The organism is Streptosporangiales bacterium (assembly GCA_009379955.1).
In the GTDB taxonomy this organism is placed as follows: Bacteria; Actinomycetota; Actinomycetes; order Streptosporangiales; family WHST01; genus WHST01.
This window is the reverse complement of the sequence record WHST01000144.1, coordinates 1-15,301: the sequence shown is the minus strand read 5'-3', so window position 1 is coordinate 15,301 and position 15,301 is coordinate 1. Positions and strand designations below refer to the sequence as shown.

At 72.0% G+C, this 15,301-nt stretch carries 16 protein-coding genes; 13 read left to right on the top strand and 3 right to left on the bottom strand.

The genetic code is table 11. The features are described 5' to 3' along the window. Positions 1 to 201 precede the first annotated feature (201 nt). Complete coding sequence (locus GEV10_28510; protein MQA82359.1) at positions 202 to 939, top strand: HAD-IA family hydrolase; 738 nt, start codon at positions 202 to 204, stop codon at positions 937 to 939. Between the two features lie 105 nt (positions 940 to 1,044). Here GEV10_28510 and GEV10_28505 read toward each other — a convergent pair whose 3' ends face one another. Further along, on the bottom strand, positions 1,045 to 1,455 hold the full coding sequence (locus tag GEV10_28505) for a DUF4439 domain-containing protein (GenBank protein ID MQA82358.1): 411 nt from the start codon (positions 1,453 to 1,455) through the stop codon (positions 1,045 to 1,047). Positions 1,456 to 1,567: 112 nt separating this feature from the next. After that, positions 1,568 to 2,086 carry a hypothetical protein gene (locus GEV10_28500; GenBank protein ID MQA82357.1) on the bottom strand — a complete coding sequence of 173 codons (519 nt, stop codon included), beginning with the start codon at positions 2,084 to 2,086 and terminating at the stop codon, positions 1,568 to 1,570. Between the two features lie 148 nt (positions 2,087 to 2,234). Here GEV10_28500 and rimP point away from each other — a divergent pair, with 148 nt between their 5' ends. The 12 genes from rimP to GEV10_28440 all read left to right on the top strand — a co-directional run bounded on the left by rimP (position 2,235) and on the right by GEV10_28440 (position 14,787). After that, entirely contained in the window at positions 2,235 to 2,762 is a 528-nt protein-coding gene (gene rimP / locus GEV10_28495) for a ribosome maturation factor RimP (protein ID MQA82356.1), read from the top strand. Next, positions 2,759 to 3,763, top strand: a complete 1,005-nt coding sequence (gene nusA, locus GEV10_28490; protein MQA82355.1) for a transcription termination/antitermination protein NusA — start codon at positions 2,759 to 2,761, stop codon at positions 3,761 to 3,763. The genes rimP and nusA overlap by 4 nt, the downstream gene beginning before the upstream one ends. After that, on the top strand, positions 3,747 to 4,082 hold the full coding sequence (locus GEV10_28485) for a DUF448 domain-containing protein (protein ID MQA82354.1): 336 nt from the start codon (positions 3,747 to 3,749) through the stop codon (positions 4,080 to 4,082). The genes nusA and GEV10_28485 overlap by 17 nt, the downstream gene beginning before the upstream one ends. A gap of 154 nt (positions 4,083 to 4,236) precedes the next feature. Next, positions 4,237 to 6,936, top strand: a complete 2,700-nt coding sequence (locus GEV10_28480; protein ID MQA82353.1) for a GTP-binding protein — start codon at positions 4,237 to 4,239, stop codon at positions 6,934 to 6,936. Positions 6,937 to 7,023: 87 nt separating this feature from the next. Beyond that, on the top strand, positions 7,024 to 7,317 hold the full coding sequence (locus GEV10_28475; protein ID MQA82352.1) for a DUF503 family protein: 294 nt from the start codon (positions 7,024 to 7,026) through the stop codon (positions 7,315 to 7,317). Positions 7,318 to 7,349: 32 nt separating this feature from the next. Then, on the top strand, positions 7,350 to 7,793 hold the full coding sequence (rbfA, locus tag GEV10_28470) for a 30S ribosome-binding factor RbfA (GenBank protein MQA82351.1): 444 nt from the start codon (positions 7,350 to 7,352) through the stop codon (positions 7,791 to 7,793). Next, a complete protein-coding gene (gene truB, locus GEV10_28465; protein MQA82350.1) occupies positions 7,790 to 8,680 on the top strand; it encodes a tRNA pseudouridine(55) synthase TruB in 891 nt (296 codons plus the stop codon). The genes rbfA and truB overlap by 4 nt, the downstream gene beginning before the upstream one ends. Positions 8,681 to 8,802: 122 nt before the next feature. Continuing rightward, positions 8,803 to 9,711, top strand: coding sequence for a bifunctional riboflavin kinase/FAD synthetase (locus tag GEV10_28460; protein ID MQA82349.1), 909 nt, complete (start codon positions 8,803 to 8,805; stop codon positions 9,709 to 9,711). Positions 9,712 to 9,995: 284 nt separating this feature from the next. Next, a complete protein-coding gene (rpsO, locus tag GEV10_28455) occupies positions 9,996 to 10,265 on the top strand; it encodes a 30S ribosomal protein S15 (protein ID MQA82348.1) in 270 nt (89 codons plus the stop codon). 198 nt (positions 10,266 to 10,463) lie between these two features. Continuing rightward, complete coding sequence (locus GEV10_28450) at positions 10,464 to 12,674, top strand: polyribonucleotide nucleotidyltransferase (GenBank protein ID MQA82347.1); 2,211 nt, start codon at positions 10,464 to 10,466, stop codon at positions 12,672 to 12,674. An 80-nt stretch (positions 12,675 to 12,754) separates the two neighbouring features. Then, the gene (locus tag GEV10_28445; protein ID MQA82346.1) at positions 12,755 to 14,041 is read left to right on the top strand and encodes an insulinase family protein; all 1,287 of its coding nucleotides are present in this window, start codon (positions 12,755 to 12,757) and stop codon (positions 14,039 to 14,041) included. Beyond that, the gene (locus GEV10_28440) at positions 14,038 to 14,787 is read left to right on the top strand and encodes a 4-hydroxy-tetrahydrodipicolinate reductase (protein MQA82345.1); all 750 of its coding nucleotides are present in this window, start codon (positions 14,038 to 14,040) and stop codon (positions 14,785 to 14,787) included. Before GEV10_28445 ends, GEV10_28440 begins: the two co-directional genes overlap by 4 nt. Before the next feature lie 203 nt (positions 14,788 to 14,990). On the opposite strand, the gene GEV10_28435 is transcribed toward GEV10_28440, so the two are convergent. Continuing rightward, on the bottom strand, positions 14,991 to 15,301 hold a 311-nt coding region (locus GEV10_28435; GenBank protein MQA82344.1), incomplete at its 5' end, for an IS1380 family transposase.

Below are 15,301 nucleotides of genomic sequence, written 5' to 3'. Positions count from 1 at the left end.
CTGATCGCTGATCGCTGAGCATCAACGACGAGCACGACCACCTCACTCATGCCGGCACACGGCCCGCCACGCTAACCGCCCAGCAGCCCCATCAGCGCCGCGGCGCGGCGGATTCGCCAATACGGACCCACGCTCCTAGGGGCGAGCCGTCTTCCAAAGCGAGCATCGCAGCGAGAACGCGACCGGGAGCGGCGTACATCCGTGGGTGAGCGAGGAGCGGAGCGGCGGAAGGCGGCGGGGAACACAGTGGACGCGGTCATCTTCGACTGGGGCGGGACACTGACGCCGTACCACCGCATCGACTACCTCGAGACCTGGCGCGAGATCGCCGCCGTGCTCGACCCGGTGCGTCCCGACGAGCTCGCGCGGGCGCTGCTCGGCGCCGAGGAGGAGATGTGGCGCCGCGCCCGTGAGGACCACGGGAGCGGACACATGTCCGAGGTGTGCGCACGGGCCGGCATCCCGTTCGACGACGCCTACCGCGAGGCGTTCGTCCGCACCTGGGAGGCGCACACCTACACCGACCCGGACGCCGAGCCGCTGCTGCGCGGCCTGCGCGAGCGCGGCCTTGCCGTCGGGCTGCTCTCGAACACCACGTGGCCGCGCGCGTGGCACGACGAGTTCCTGGCCAGGGACGGCGTGTTCGAGCTGTTCGACGCCACCACGTACACCTCCGAGCTCGACCACGTGAAGCCACACGCCGAGGCGTTCCTCGCGGCGATGCACGACCTCGGCGCGCAGGAGCCGGGGCGGGTGGTCTTCGTCGGTGACCGCGCGTACGACGACGTGCACGGCGCCGCGCGGGTGGGCATGCGCACGGTGCTCGTCCCGCACAGCGACATCCCCGACACCGAGCGCTGGGGCGCCCCCGCCGAGCCCGACGCCGTCGTGCAGCGCCTCACCGACCTGCTCCCGCTGGTCGACGCCTGGCGCCGCTAACGTCCGGGCCGTCACACGTGGTGGGCACCCTCACCGTGCCAGGGCACCGTGAGGGTGCCCCTCACGGGCTGCGCTACCGGACCGGACCGGTCGGACCGGCCGGGCTCAGGTGCGCAGGCCGGGCAGCGGGTCGACGGTGCCGCTCCAGCGGGCCTGGCGCACCGCGCAGTCCTGCATCGCGAGCGCCGCGTGCCGCCGGACGTCGTCGCGTGACGTACCGACGAGACCCGCGTACGCCCCGGTCGTCGCGCGTTCGAGGCGGGCGGCCAGGCGTCGAGCGCTCGACCGTCCGGTCACCTCGAACGGCAGCTCGTAGCCGGCCAGCGCCGTCGCCGGGACGCCGTCGCGCTCGCGGATGATCGCCTCGAGCTCGTCGCGCGCGGCGCGGTGCTCGTCGAGGTGCCGGGCCGCCAGCGCACGGTCGGCGCCGGACAGGTGGGCGCCGACCACGGCGTACCCGTACACCGCCGCGTGCTCCGCCGCCAGCGCCGACTGGAGCGCCTCGAGCTGTGTCATGCGCGCCCGCCTCCTCCCGAGCCTCCGGCAGGCGTCGCGATCAGGTCGGCTGGGGTGCTCGAGGCGTCGCGACCCCTACCTCCGGCTCGCTCGTCGAGCTCCTGCGCTGGTGTCATGTCCATCGCCGTAACAGCTGTGCATGCGCGGCCGCGCATGCGCCCATGCCGGCGAGCACCTGGGCGAGCGTCGGCCCCGCCGCCAGGGCGTCGGTCACGCGGTCCGCGGCCGCCTCGCGTTCCGCCTCGACCAGGTCGGCGACGTCCGTCGCCGACGGCGTGGCGGTCGTGGTGCCGGTCGGGCTCGGCGAGGCGCTGGGCGTGGGTGTGCGGCCCGCGAGGTGGCCGGCCGGCAGTCGCGCGACGAGCGCCGCCCTGTGCGCCTCGTGCCGCTTCCTGAACGCTGCCAGCTCGCCGGCGAGCTTCGGGTGCCGCTCGGCGACCGCCGCGTAGGCGACCAGCAGTTGGTCCTCGGCGGTCAGCGCGCGTACGGTGACGACGACGTCCGGGTCGGGACGCGGGGGCGGACCGGACTCGCGGAACAACGGACGGCAACCCGCAGCGGCCAGGCCGGCGACGGCGAGGCTCTGGAGGACGCCGCGTCTCGTGATGGCGGCGGGAGATGCGGGTGGCACCGGGACAGCATTCCACGGGCGGCTCGGACGTGAGCCGCGCGGCGGAACGTCTCCCGCTACGCTGTCTGCCTGCCGCCTGTTGCGCCGGGAGTATGCCGTCACCGACGGCGACCGGTCGACGGGGAGACGACAGGGGGCTGGGGGAGCGATGCACGCGACGGATCCGCACGAACGGCTCACCGAGCTCGTGCGTCCGGTGGTCACGGCCGCCGGCCTCGACCTCGAGGCCCTGACCGTGCAGCCGGCGGGCCGTCGCCGGGTCGTCCGCGTCGTGGTCGACAGGGACGGCGGCGTCACCTCCGACGACCTCGCCGGCACGAGCCAGGAGATCTCGCGGGCACTCGACGCCGCCGACGCCATGGGCGGGGGCGCGTACACCCTCGAGCTCACCTCGCCCGGCACCGACCGCCCGCTCGCCGAGCCCCGGCACTGGCGGCGGGCGAAGGGCCGTCTCGTCCGCGCCCCGCTCCGCGCGACCGACGAGGCCGACGAGGACACGGACGAGGCGGGCGAGGCCCGTGGCCGGGTCACCGAGGCCGACGACGAGGGCGTGGTCCTGGAGCAGGACGGCACCGCCCGTCGTTATCCGTACGAGAGCCTCGGCACGGGCCGGATCGAGCTGGAGTTCCGCCGCTCCGCCGCGGACGAGTCCGACGAGAGGGAGGACGTGCGGTGAACATCGACATCTCGGCACTGCGCGGCCTCGAGCGGGAGAAGGACATCTCCTTCGACCAGATCGTGACCACGATCGAGGCGGCGCTGCTCGTCGCGTACCACCACACCGCGGGCCGGCAGCCGAAGGCGCGGGTCGAGCTCGACCGCACGACCGGCGCGGTCACCGTCTGGGGCCAGGAGGTCGCCGACGACGGCACCGTCGAGCGCGAGTGGGAGGACACGCCCGAGGGCTTCGGCCGGATCGCGGCCACGACTGCCAAGCAGGTCATCCTGCAGCGGCTGCGCGAGGCGGAGGAGGAGGTCACCTACGGTGAGTACGCCGGTCGCGAGGGTGACATCGTCGCGGGCATCATCCAGCAGGGCAAGGACCCCCGCAAAGTCTTCGTCGACCTCGGTGACCTCGAGGCCGTCCTCCCGCCGCCCGAGCAGGTCCCCGGCGAGACCTACACACACGGGGAGCGGCTGCGCTGCTACATCATCCAGGTGCGCAAGGGAGTGCGCGGGCCGTCCGTCACCCTCTCGCGCACGCACCCCAACCTGGTGAAGAAGCTCTTCGAGCTCGAGGTGCCGGAGATCGCCGACGGCAGCGTGGGGATCTCCGCCATCGCCCGGGAGGCGGGTCACCGCACCAAGATCGCCGTGACCTCGACCAAGTCGGGCGTCAACGCCAAGGGCGCCTGCATCGGGCCGATGGGCCAGCGCGTCCGCAACGTCATGGCCGAGCTGCACGGCGAGAAGATCGACATCGTCGACTTCTCCGGCGACCCCGCGGAGTTCATCAGGCAGGCGCTGTCGCCGGCCCGGGTCACCAGGGTCGAGATCGTCGACGCGGCCGCCCGCGCCGCGCGGATCATCGTCCCCGACTACCAGCTGTCGCTGGCCATCGGCCGGGAGGGCCAGAACGCCCGACTCGCCGCGCGACTCACCGGCTGGCGGATCGACATCCGGCCCGACACCGCCGAGACGACGCCGGGAGCAGCGGCAGATCTCAGTCTTGGGTAGACTCGTGCCCGATGGTCGATCGCACCCGCAGCGCACATGCGTGGGCTGCCGGGTTCGTGCGGCCAAGCACGACTTGTTCCGTGTCGTGGTGGTCGGTGGTGTCCTCACCCCCGACCCCCGTGGCCGGATGCCGGGGCGAGGTGCGTATCTGCACCCCGCACTCGTGTGCCTGGAACTCGCCGAGCGACGACGGGCCTTCTCCCGCGCACTGCGCGTTGCCGAAGGCCCCGACACCGCATGGCTCCGGGCGGTGTTCGAGGAACGAGAGGTCAGGTCGGCCGAGCGTGAGGACGCGACAAGAGATGGGTCGATGAAGTGAAGAGCGCTCGATGAGCAGCAGGCGATGAACACCGACGAGTAACGGCCCCGGCGTGCCCGGGCCGATGGGAGCGAGAGTGGCAAAGGTCCGGGTCTACGAGCTCGCGAAAGAGCTCGGCGTCGAGAGCAAGGCGGTACTCGCCAAGCTTCAGGAGATGGGCGAATTCGTCCGCTCGGCGTCATCCACGATCGAAGCGCCGGTGGTTCGCCGGGTGCGCGAGGCGATGCCCGCGCCCGAGGCGGACGGCGCGAAGAAGTCAGCCAAGAAGACCGCGAAGAAGGTGGCTGAGAAGAAGACGGCTGCCACCCCGGCCGAACCCGCGGCGGCCGAGCCTCAGGCGGCCGAGCCCGTGGCGGCGAGTCCGAGTGTCGCGGAGCAGGTCGAGCAGGCCACCCCCGTGGTGCCCGTCGAGCAGCCTCCGGCACCGGTCGTCCCCGCACAGCCGACGGTCGAGGAGCCGGCGCAGCCGGTCGAACCCGAGGTGCTGGAGCAGCCGGCGGCCGAGGTGCCGCTGTCAGAGACCGCGCCACGTCCCGGCCCCCGGCCGGGACCGCCCGCCGACAAGCGCGGCGGGGGGCGGCCGAGGCCGGGCAACAACCCGTTCCTCTCGTCGTCGAGCACCGGTATGGGCCAGGCGCCGCGAACCCGCCCGGGCGCTCCGCGTCCCGGCACTCCCGCGCGTCCCGGTGGACAGGGTCCTGGTCGTCCCCCGGGCGGTGAGGGCCCGCGGCTGCCGAGCGGTGCGCGTCCGACCCCGAGCATGATGCCGCCCAGGCCGCAAGGGCCTCCAGGTCGTTCTCCGGGCGGCCCGGGTGGCGGCGGTCCCGGTGGCCGTGGTCCCGGCGGTGGCGGCGGTGGCCGTGGTCCCGGAGCCGGTGGCGGTGGCCGTCCAGGTGGCGGTGGCGGTGGTGGCTTCGGTGGCGCGCCGGGCGGCGCCCCGCCGAGCGGTCCGCCACGCGGTGGCTTCGCCGGTCGCGGCCGTCCCGGCGGCGGTGGTCGCGGACGCGGTGGCACGGCCGGTGCGTTCGGGCGTCCGGGCGGACGGCCGAGCAAGGGTCGCAAGTCGCGCAAGCAGCGGCGCCAGGAGTTCGACAACATGCAGGCGCCGTCGGTCGGCGGCGTGCAGGTGCCCCGCGGCAACGGCCAGACGATCCGGCTGCGTCGCGGCGCCACGCTCACCGACTTCGCCGACAAGATCGGCGGCAACCCCGCGTCCCTCGTCCAGGTGATGTTCCACCTCGGCGAGATGGTCACGGCGACCCAGTCGGTGTCCGACGAGACGCTCGCGCTGCTCGGCACCGAGCTCGGCTACGAGATTCGTGTCGTCTCGCCGGAGGACGAGGACCGTGAGCTGCTCGAGTCGTTCTCGCTGGAGTTCGGCGAGGACGTCGGCGACGAAGCGGAGATGCGGCCCCGTCCGCCGGTCGTGACCATCATGGGTCACGTCGACCACGGCAAGACGAAGCTGCTCGACGCGATCCGCAGCACGAACATCATGGACACCGAGGCCGGGGGCATCACCCAGCACATCGGTGCCTACCAGGTCGCGACCGAGGTCGACGGCAACGAGCGCAGGATCACCTTCATCGACACGCCGGGCCACGAGGCCTTCACGTCGATGCGTGCGCGCGGAGCCCAGACCACCGACATCGTGGTGCTGGTGGTCGCCGCCGACGACGGCGTCATGCCTCAGACGATCGAGGCGCTCAACCACGCCCAGGCGGCGGGGGTGCCGATCGTCGTCGCGGTCACCAAGATCGACGTCGAGGGCGCCGACCCGGCCAAGGTGCGCGGCCAGCTCACCGAGTACAACCTCGTGGCGGAGGAGTACGGCGGCGACACCATGTTCGTCGACACCTCGCCGAAGCAGCGCATCAACATCGAGGGGCTGCTCGAGGCGATCGTGCTCACCGCCGACGCCACGCTGGACCTTCGGGCCAACCCCGACCAGCCGGCGGAGGGCGTCGCGATCGAGGCACACCTCGACCGCGGTCGCGGTCCGGTGGCGACGGTGCTGGTGCAGCGCGGCACGCTGCGCGTGGGCGACACGATCGTCTGCGGCACCGGCTTCGGCCGGTGCGTGCGCTGCTCGACGAGCACAACCAGCAGCTGGACGAGGCGACCCCGTCGCGTCCCGCGCTGGTGGTCGGCCTCACCAGCCTGCCGTCCGCGGGCGACAACCTGCTGGCCGTGCGCGAGGAGCGCAAGGCCCGGCAGATCGCCCAGACCCGGGAGGCCCGTGAGCGCAACGCGCAGCTGGCGCGGAGCAGCAAGCGGGTCAGCCTCGAGGACCTCGCGAAGTTCCTCGAGGAGCGGCAGACGCTCAACCTCATCATCAAGGGCGACGTGTCGGGCTCGGTCGAGGCGTTGGAGGACGCTCTCCTCAAGCTCGACGTGGGCGAGGAGGTCGACCTGCGCATCCTGCACCGGGGCGTCGGCGCGATCACCGAGAGCGACGTCAACCTGGCGACGATCGACGGCGGCATCATCATCGGCTTCAACGTCAGGCCCCAGGGCAAGACGGCCGAGCTCGCCGACCGCGAGGGCGTGGAGATCCGGTACTACACCGTCATCTACCAAGCCATCGAGGAGATCGAGGCGGCACTCAAGGGCCTGCTCAAGCCGGAGTACGAGGAGGTCCACCTCGGCGGTGCGGAGATCCGCGCCGTGTTCCGGTCGAGCCGGTTCGGCAACATCGCCGGCTGCATGGTCACCGACGGCCTCGTCCGGCGCGGCGCCAGCGCGCGCCTGCTCCGCGGCGGTGTCGTCGTGCGCGACAACCTCAAGGTCTCGTCGTTGCGACGGGAGAAGGACGACGTCACCGAGGTCCGCGAGGGCTTCGAGTGCGGCCTGACCCTCACCTACGAGGAGATCGAGGAAGGCGACACGATCGAGACCTTCGAGATGAGGGAGAAGGCGCGCGTCTGAGGCGGCTGACGACGTGTTCACGGGAACGCTGGAGCTCGACCTGCTCCTCGGCGACGTCCACTCGCTGAAGGAGAAGCGGTCGGTCGTCCGACCGGTCGTGGCCGAGCTCCGGCGTCGCTTCACCGTCGCGGCCGCCGAGGTGGGCGACCTCGACGTCCATCGCCGGGTCACCGTGGGCGTGGCCGTCGTCTCGGCGACGGCCGCGCACTGCCGTGAGGTGCTCGAGGCGTGCGAACGCCTCGTCGCCGGGCGACCCGAGCTCGACGTGCTGTCGGCCCGCCACCGGCTGCACGGCGACGACGACTAGACCACACAGAGACTCACGAAAAGAGGCGACCCATGCCGGCCAGCGTGCAGCGGCAGCGCCAGCTGCAGGACCGGATCCGCGAGATCGTCGCGGGCATGCTCGAGCGGCGGATCAAGGACCCGCGGCTGGGGTTCGTGACCGTCACCGACGTGCGGATCACGGCCGACCTGCGCGAGGCGACCGTCTACTACACGGTCTACGGCGACGACGACGAGCGTGCGGGCAGCGAGGCCGCGCTCGCGAGCGCGCAGGGCCTGCTCCGAGCGGAGGTCGGCAAGCAGACCGGGATCAAGCACACCCCGACGCTCGCGTTCGTGCCCGACCAGCTGCCCGACAGCGCGCGGCACATCGACGACCTCATCACCAAGGCGCGCCGCCACGACGAGGAGGTCGCCAGGCAGGCCGTCGACGCGGAGCCCGCGGGCGACGCCGACCCGTACCGCACCCGTGATGACGAGGTCGCGGACGAGACGTGACAGCCGCGCCCGACCGTTCCGGCCTGGTCGTCGTCGACAAGCCGGCCGGCTGGACCTCCCATGACGTCGTCGGCCGGGTGCGGCGGCTCGCCGGCACCCGCCGCGTCGGTCACGCCGGCACCCTCGACCCGATGGCCACGGGGGTGCTCGTCGTCGGCGTCGAGCGCGCCACCCGGCTGCTCGGCCGGCTCGCGCTGACCGACAAGGAGTACGACGCCACGATCAGGCTCGGCGCCGCCACCACCACCGACGACGCCGAGGGCGAGGTCACCTCGCGCGCGGCGGTCGACGCCGTCCACGACGACGCCGTCGAGCGCGCGGTCGCCGCTCTCACGGGCACGATCAGCCAGGTGCCGTCGTCGGTGTCGGCCGTCAAGGTCGACGGCAGGCGCGCGTACGAACGGGTGCGGTCGGGGGAGGAGGTCACCCTCGCAGCGCGCGAGGTGACGGTGTCGCGGTTCGACGTCGCCCGCTCGGTCCGCGCCGACGACGGGTCGTCCCTCGACCTCGACGTCCACCTCGAGTGCACGACGGGCACCTACGTCCGTGCCCTGGCCAGGGACCTCGGCGCCGCGCTCGGCGTCGGCGGGCACCTGACCCGGTTGCGCCGCACCCGCGTCGGACCGTTCGCGCTCGCCCGCGCCCGCACGCTCGACGCGCTCGCCGAGCGGTTCGAGCTGATGCCGATGGACGAGGCCGGCGCGTTCGCGTTCCCGCGACGCGACGTCGACGGCGACACCGCGCGTGTCCTGAGCCACGGGGGCCGGTTGCCGGCGACCGGCGCCGAGGGCCCGGTGGCCGTGTACGGGCCCGACGGCGTGTTCCTCGCGCTCGTCGAGGACCGCGCGGGATGGGCGAAGCCGCTGGCGGTGTTCGCGCCGGGCTGAGCGGTGCCACCCCCGTAGAGTGGGCTGGCGCGTGTCCGAGCAAGGTCGTGAAGGAAGGGTAGGGAGACGTGGACGAGGTGGCGTCCTGCGAAGCCGCCGGAGGCAGTCTGTACTGGAACGGGCTGGCCGAGGTGCCGGACGGGTACGGACCCTCGGTGGTGACGGTCGGCGTCTTCGACGGCGTGCACCGCGGGCACCGGATCGTCATCGAGCATGCGGTCACGCGGGCGCGCGCCGCCGGAGCTGCGACCGTGCTGGTCACCTTCCACCCGCACCCGCAGAGCGTCGTCCGCCCCGACACGGCGATGCCGCTGCTCTCGCTCCCGCAGCACCGCGTGCCGCTCGCGGGCGACGCCGGCGCCGACGCCGTGCTCGTCCTGCCGTTCACCAGGGAGATGTCGCAGCAGGCTCCCGAGGACTTCGTGGCCGACCTCGTCGAGCGGCTGCATCCGGTCGCGTTCGTCGTCGGTGACGACTTCCGGTTCGGCCACAAGGCCGCGGGCGACGTGGGGCTCCTGGCCGCGCTCGGCGAGCGGCACGGCTTCACGGTCGAGGTGGTCCCCCCGCAGGGCGACGGGGGAGCGCGGTTCTCGTCCTCGCGTGCCCGCGAGGCCCTGCTCGGGGGTGACGTCGTGGCGGCCGGCGACGTGCTCGGCCGTCCGTTCGCCGTCTCCGGGCCGGTCATCGAGGGTGCCCACCGCGGTCGCGAGCTCGGCTTCCCGACCGCCAACCTCGCATGCCCACAGGAGCTCGTGGTGCCCGCCGACGGCGTCTACGCGGGGTTGCTGGTGCGCGCCGACGGCAGGCGGCTGCCCGCCGCGATCTCGGTCGGCACCAACCCGCAGTTCGACGGCGACCAGCGCCAGGTCGAGGCCTACTGCCTCGACCGCGACGATCTCGAGCTGTACGGCGAGGTGGTCAGGGTCGAGTTCACCGCCCGGGTGCGCGGCCAGCTCGTCTTCGCCTCCGTCGACGAGCTCGTGGAGCAGATGAAGGCCGACGTCGAGACGATCCGCACGGTGCTGACCTGACCACCCGTGGGGTCCCCAGCAGGGGTCCTGGCCACGACCGGGGTCCCGAGCGGGGGTCCGGGCCACGGCCGGGGTCCCCAGCGGGGGTTCTGGCCACGGGCCGGGGTCCCAGCGGGGTCGGGGTGCCGCCGGTCGGCGCCGGCCGGCGGGGTGCTGCTACCCTTGCGCTGCCGTGTATACCGGCCGCGGTTCGATAGTGCGCGGGTGCGCGTCTCCCGGTTCACCGGGTCCAACGCCGTAATGAAGTCCCGCTGCGCCGCGCAGCGACCACTGGAAGGGGCCTCGTGCCGCTCGACAACGCCACGAAGCAGAACATCATCACCGAGTACGCCACCGGCGAGGGCGACACCGGCTCGCCAGAGGTCCAGGTGGCGGTGCTCACGAAACGCATCACCGACCTCACCGAGCACCTCAAGGAGCACAAGCACGACCACCACAGCCGTCGTGGTCTGCTGCTGATGGTGGGGCAACGCCGGCGGCTGCTGAACTACCTGCACGACAAGGACATCGCCCGCTACCGCAAGCTCATCGAGCGACTCGGCCTGCGGCGGTAGTCACCAGGGAGCGGACTCCGACCCGGGGTCCGCTCCTTTCACACGCACAACTGGATCAACCCATGTCCACGCTCCGTACCGGCGTCTCGACGGTCCTCGGTAGTGGCTCTCGGATCCCTTCCGGATCCGGGTGCTTCGATCGAAGACCGGCGCGGCGGTAGCGAGCGGAGAGTGGGCCGAAGAGATAGGAGTGACCCCATGGAGGGTCCCGAGGTTCACTACGCCGAGGCCGTGATCGACAACGGCTCCTTCGGCAAGCAGGTCATCAGGTTCGAGACCGGACGGCTCGCCCGTCAGGCGGGCGGCGCCGCCGTCGCGTACCTGGGCGACACGATGGTGCTGTCCACCACGACGGCGTCGAAGCGCCCGAAGGAGCACCTCGACTTCTTCCCCCTGACGGTCGACGTCGAGGAGAAGATGTACGCGGTCGGCCGCATCCCGGGCTCGTTCTTCCGGCGCGAGGGCCGCCCGAGCACCGACGCGGTGCTCACCTGCCGGCTCATCGACCGTGCGCTGCGCCCGTCGTTCGTCAGTGGTCTGCGCAACGAGGTGCAGGCGGTCGTCACCGTCTTGTCGCTGGAGCCCGAGCACATGTACGACGTGGTCGGCATGAACGCCGCCTACGCGTCGACGCTGCTGGCGGGCCTGCCGTTCAGCGGGCCGATCGGCTCGGTGCGCATGGCGCTCGTCGAGGGCGAGTGGGTCGCGTTCCCGACCTACGAACAGGTCGGCAACGCCGTGTTCGACATGGTCGTCGCGGGCCGGGTGCTCGACGACGACGACGTCGCGATCATGATGGTCGAGGCGGAGGCCACCAACTCCACCGTCGAGCTGGTCAAGGCCGGCGCGCAGGCGCCGACCGAGGAGATCGTCGCGCAGGGCCTCGAGGCGGCCAAGCCGCACCTCCGGGTGCTCTGTCACGCACAGGCCGACCTCGCGCGCCGCGCGGGTGTGCGGTCGTCGGTCGAGTACCCGCGGTTCGTCGACTACGAGGCCGACGTCGCCGAGGCGGTCGAGGCCGCGGTCGGCGAGGAGCTCGGCCGGGCGCTTACCATCGCCGACAAGCAGGAGCGCGAGTCCGAGAGCGACCGCATCAAGGCCGCGGTCAAGGAGCGGCTCGCCGAGCAGTTCCCCGACCGCGACAAGGAGATCAGCGCCGCGTTCAGGTCGCTGACCAAGAAGCTCATCCGGCAGCGGATCATCGACGAGCAGGTGCGCATGGACGGCCGCGGCGTGGCCGACATCCGGCGGCTCTCCGCCGAGGTCGGCGTCGTCCCGCGGGTCCACGGCTCGGCGCTGTTCGAGCGGGGCGAGACCCAGGTGCTCGGCATCACCACGCTGAACATGCTCGGCCTGGTGCAGAAGCTCGACACGCTCTCGCCCGACACGACCAAGCGCTACATGCACAACTACAACATGCCGCCGTACTCGACCGGTGAGACCGGCCGTGTCGGCTCGCCGAAGCGGCGCGAGATCGGCCACGGTGCGCTCGCCGAGCGGGCGGTCGAGGCGGTGCTGCCGACGCGCGAGGAGTTCCCCTACGCGATCCGGCAGGTGTCCGAGGCGATCAGCTCCAACGGCTCCACGTCGATGGCCTCGGTGTGCGCGAGCACCCTCGCCCTGCTGCAGGCGGGCGTTCCACTCAAGGCCATGGTCGCGGGCATCGCGATGGGCCTCATCAGCGACAAGGACGACAGCGGCGAGACCCGCTACGTCACGCTCACCGACATCCTCGGTGCCGAGGACGCGTTCGGCGACATGGACTTCAAGGTCGCCGGCACCCGTGAGTTCGTCACGGCGCTGCAGCTCGACACCAAGCTGGACGGCATCCCGGCGAACGTCCTGGCGGGTGCGCTCACCCAGGCACGCCAGGCGCGGCTCACGATCCTCGGCGTCATGGAAGAGGCCATCGACAAGCCGGGCGAGATGTCGCCCTACGCGCCGCGGATCATCACCGTCAAGATCCCGGTCGACAAGATCGGCGAGGTGATCGGGCCCAAGGGCAAGGTCATCAACACGATCCAGGACGAAACCGGCGCCGACATCTCGATCGAGGACGACGGCACGATCTACATCGGCGCGACCAACGGCGAGTCGGCCGAGGCCGCGCGGGCGCAGATCAACGCGATCGCCAACCCGCAGCTGCCCGAGGTGGGGGAGCGCTACCTGGGCACGGTCGTGAAGATCACGTCCTTCGGCGCGTTCATCTCGTTGCTGCCCGGACGCGACGGCCTGCTGCACGTCTCCAACATGCGTGCGCTCAACGACAACAAGCGTGTCGCCGAGGTGGAGGACGTCGTCAAGGTCGGCGACAAGGTCCAGGTGGAGATCACCGAGATCGACCAGCGCGGCAAGCTCTCGCTCATGCCGGTGGCCGAGGAGTCGGACGAGCAGCAGGAAGAGGGCTGAGCGCCCGCGTGACGGCAACGGTGCTGGCGAGCGACCAGTCGCCCGGATCCACGCGCACCCTGTTCCGGGCCCGCGACGGCATGGGGGCGGTGCGCCGCACCGTCCTGCCGGGCGGGCTCCGGGTGATCACCGAGGCGGTGCCGAACGTCAGGTCGGCATCCTTCGGGGTCTGGGTGGGCGTGGGTTCCCGCGACGAGTCCCCGTCCCTCGCCGGCACGAGTCACTACCTCGAGCACCTGCTGTTCAAGGGCACGCGGCGGCGTACGGCGATGCAGATCGCGGCGGAGGTCGACGCCGTCGGTGGTGAGATGAACGCCTTCACCACCAAGGAGTACACGTGCTTCTACGCCCGTGTGCTCGACGCCGACCTGCCGCTCGCGGTCGACGTGGTGTGCGACATGGTCACCTCCTCGGTGGTGTCCGCGGGCGACGTCGACAACGAGCGTGGCGTCGTCCTCGAGGAGATCGCGATGAACGAGGACGACCCCGGCGACGTCGTCCACGACGCGTTCGCGGCGGCGCTGTTCGGCGACTCGCCGCTCGGCCGGCCGATCCTCGGCACGGTCGACTCCATCAACGCGCTGACCCGGCAGCAGGTCGCCGGCTACTACCGGCGGCGCTACCGGCCGCCGCACATCGTGATCGCGGCCGCCGGCAACCTCGACCACGCCAAGGTCGTGCGCCAGGTCAGGTCGGCGTTCACCCGTGCCGGGGCACTCGGTGAGCCGGACGATCGCCCGGCCCCGCCGCGTGCCGGCACGCCCAACCGGCACGAGGTGGGTCACCCGGTCTCGGTGGTCAACCGGCGCACCGAGCAGGCCAACGTCGTGCTCGGCACCCCGGGCATGGCCCGCACCGACGACCGCAGGTACGCGCTCGGCGTCCTCAACGCCGCGCTCGGCGGCGGCATGTCGTCGCGGCTCTTCCAGGAGGTGCGGGAGAAGCGTGGGCTCGCCTACAGCGTCTTCTCGTACGCGTCGCAGTACGCCGGAGCCGGTCTCTTCGGCATCTACGCGGGCTGCCTGCCGGAGAAGGTCGACGAGGTGCTCGCCATCTGTCGCGACCAGCTGGTCGAGGTCGCCGAGCGGGGCATCACCGACGACGAGCTGGCGCGCGGCAAGGGGCAGCTCCGCGGTTCCGCGGTGCTCGGGCTCGAAGACACGTCCTCGCGAATGAGCCGGCTCGGCAAGAGTGAGCTCGTGTACGGCGAGCTGCTGTCGGTCGACGCGATGCTCGACCGCGTCGACGCCGTCACCCTCGACGAGGTCAGCGCCGTCGCCACCGACCTGCTCAAGGGGCGGCTCAACCTCGCTGTCGTCGGCCCGTTCGACGAGGACCGCGACTTCAGCGACCTGGTCGCGCCGTGACTGCGAAGGTCGGCGTGCTCGGCGCTCTGGGCCGCATGGGCGGCGAGGTCTGCCGCGCCGTCGAGGGTGCGGACGATCTGACCCTGGTCGCCGCGCTCGACTGTGACGACGACATCGGCGAGCTGGCCGCGCGGGGCGCGCAGGTCGTCGTCGACTTCACCCAGCCCGACGTCGTCATGGACAACCTGCGCTGGTGCGTCGAGCACGGCGTGCACTCGGTGGTCGGCACGACCGGGTTCGACGACGAGCGACTCGCGACGCTGCGCGGATGGCTCGCCGACGCCCCGGCGGTCGGCGTGCTCGTCGCGCCGAACTTCAGCGTCGGTGCCGTGCTGATGATGCGCTTCGCCACGCAGGCGGCGCGGTTCTTCGACTCCGTCGAGGTCGTCGAGCTGCACCACCCGAACAAGGTCGACGCGCCGAGCGGCACCGCGCGGCGCACCGCCGAGCTCATCGCGTCGGCCCGCGCCGACGCCGGCGTCGACCGGTCGCCCGACGCCACGACGTCCGCGCTCGACGGCGCGCGCGGCGCCGACGTCGACGGCGTGCGCGTGCACTCCGTGCGCCTGCAGGGCCTCGTCGCGCACCAGGAGGTGTTGCTCGGCGGCCACGGTGAGGCCCTGACCGTCCGCCACGACTCCTTCGACCGCGTGTCGTTCATGCCGGGTGTCCTGCTCGGCGTCCGCCGCGTCCCCGAGACCCCGGGCCTGACGGTCGGCCTCGAGCGCTTCCTCGACCTCGACTAGTCCACGCGCCAGCCGCGCTCCTGCTGATCACGTTAACCTCGATTGTTCACGTGGGGTGGTGGTGAGGTCGTTGCGTGGTGTTGTGGGGTGTGGTTGATGTGTTTGCGGGGTCGGGGTGGGGCGGTGGCCCGGTTGTCGCCTGGGGTGGGCGCCGGTTCCAGGGGCCGGGAGTGTTCTGGTTGGGCGACGTGGGTCGCGGTTGGTTAGGTGAAGGCGGCGCGGAGTCGGTCGAAGCCGGCGGCGATTTGGGTGGTCCAGCGCCAGGTGCGGTCTAGGCGTAGCCGCAGTTGCCGGCCGGTTCTGGCTAGGCGGGCGGCGGTGTGTAGGACGCGGTAGCGGAAGGTGTGGATCTCGCAGTGGGCCAGTTCGGGGATGTCGGCGAAGCAGACGGTTTGGGTCCAGGCGATCAGGTCGATCGCGGCGAGGATGGTCTCGAGCCAGGCGGCGTTGGTGGCGAAGTTGTGGCTGGGTAGGTTCCGTAGGCCGGTGGCTTTGGCTTCGCGGATGCGGTCTT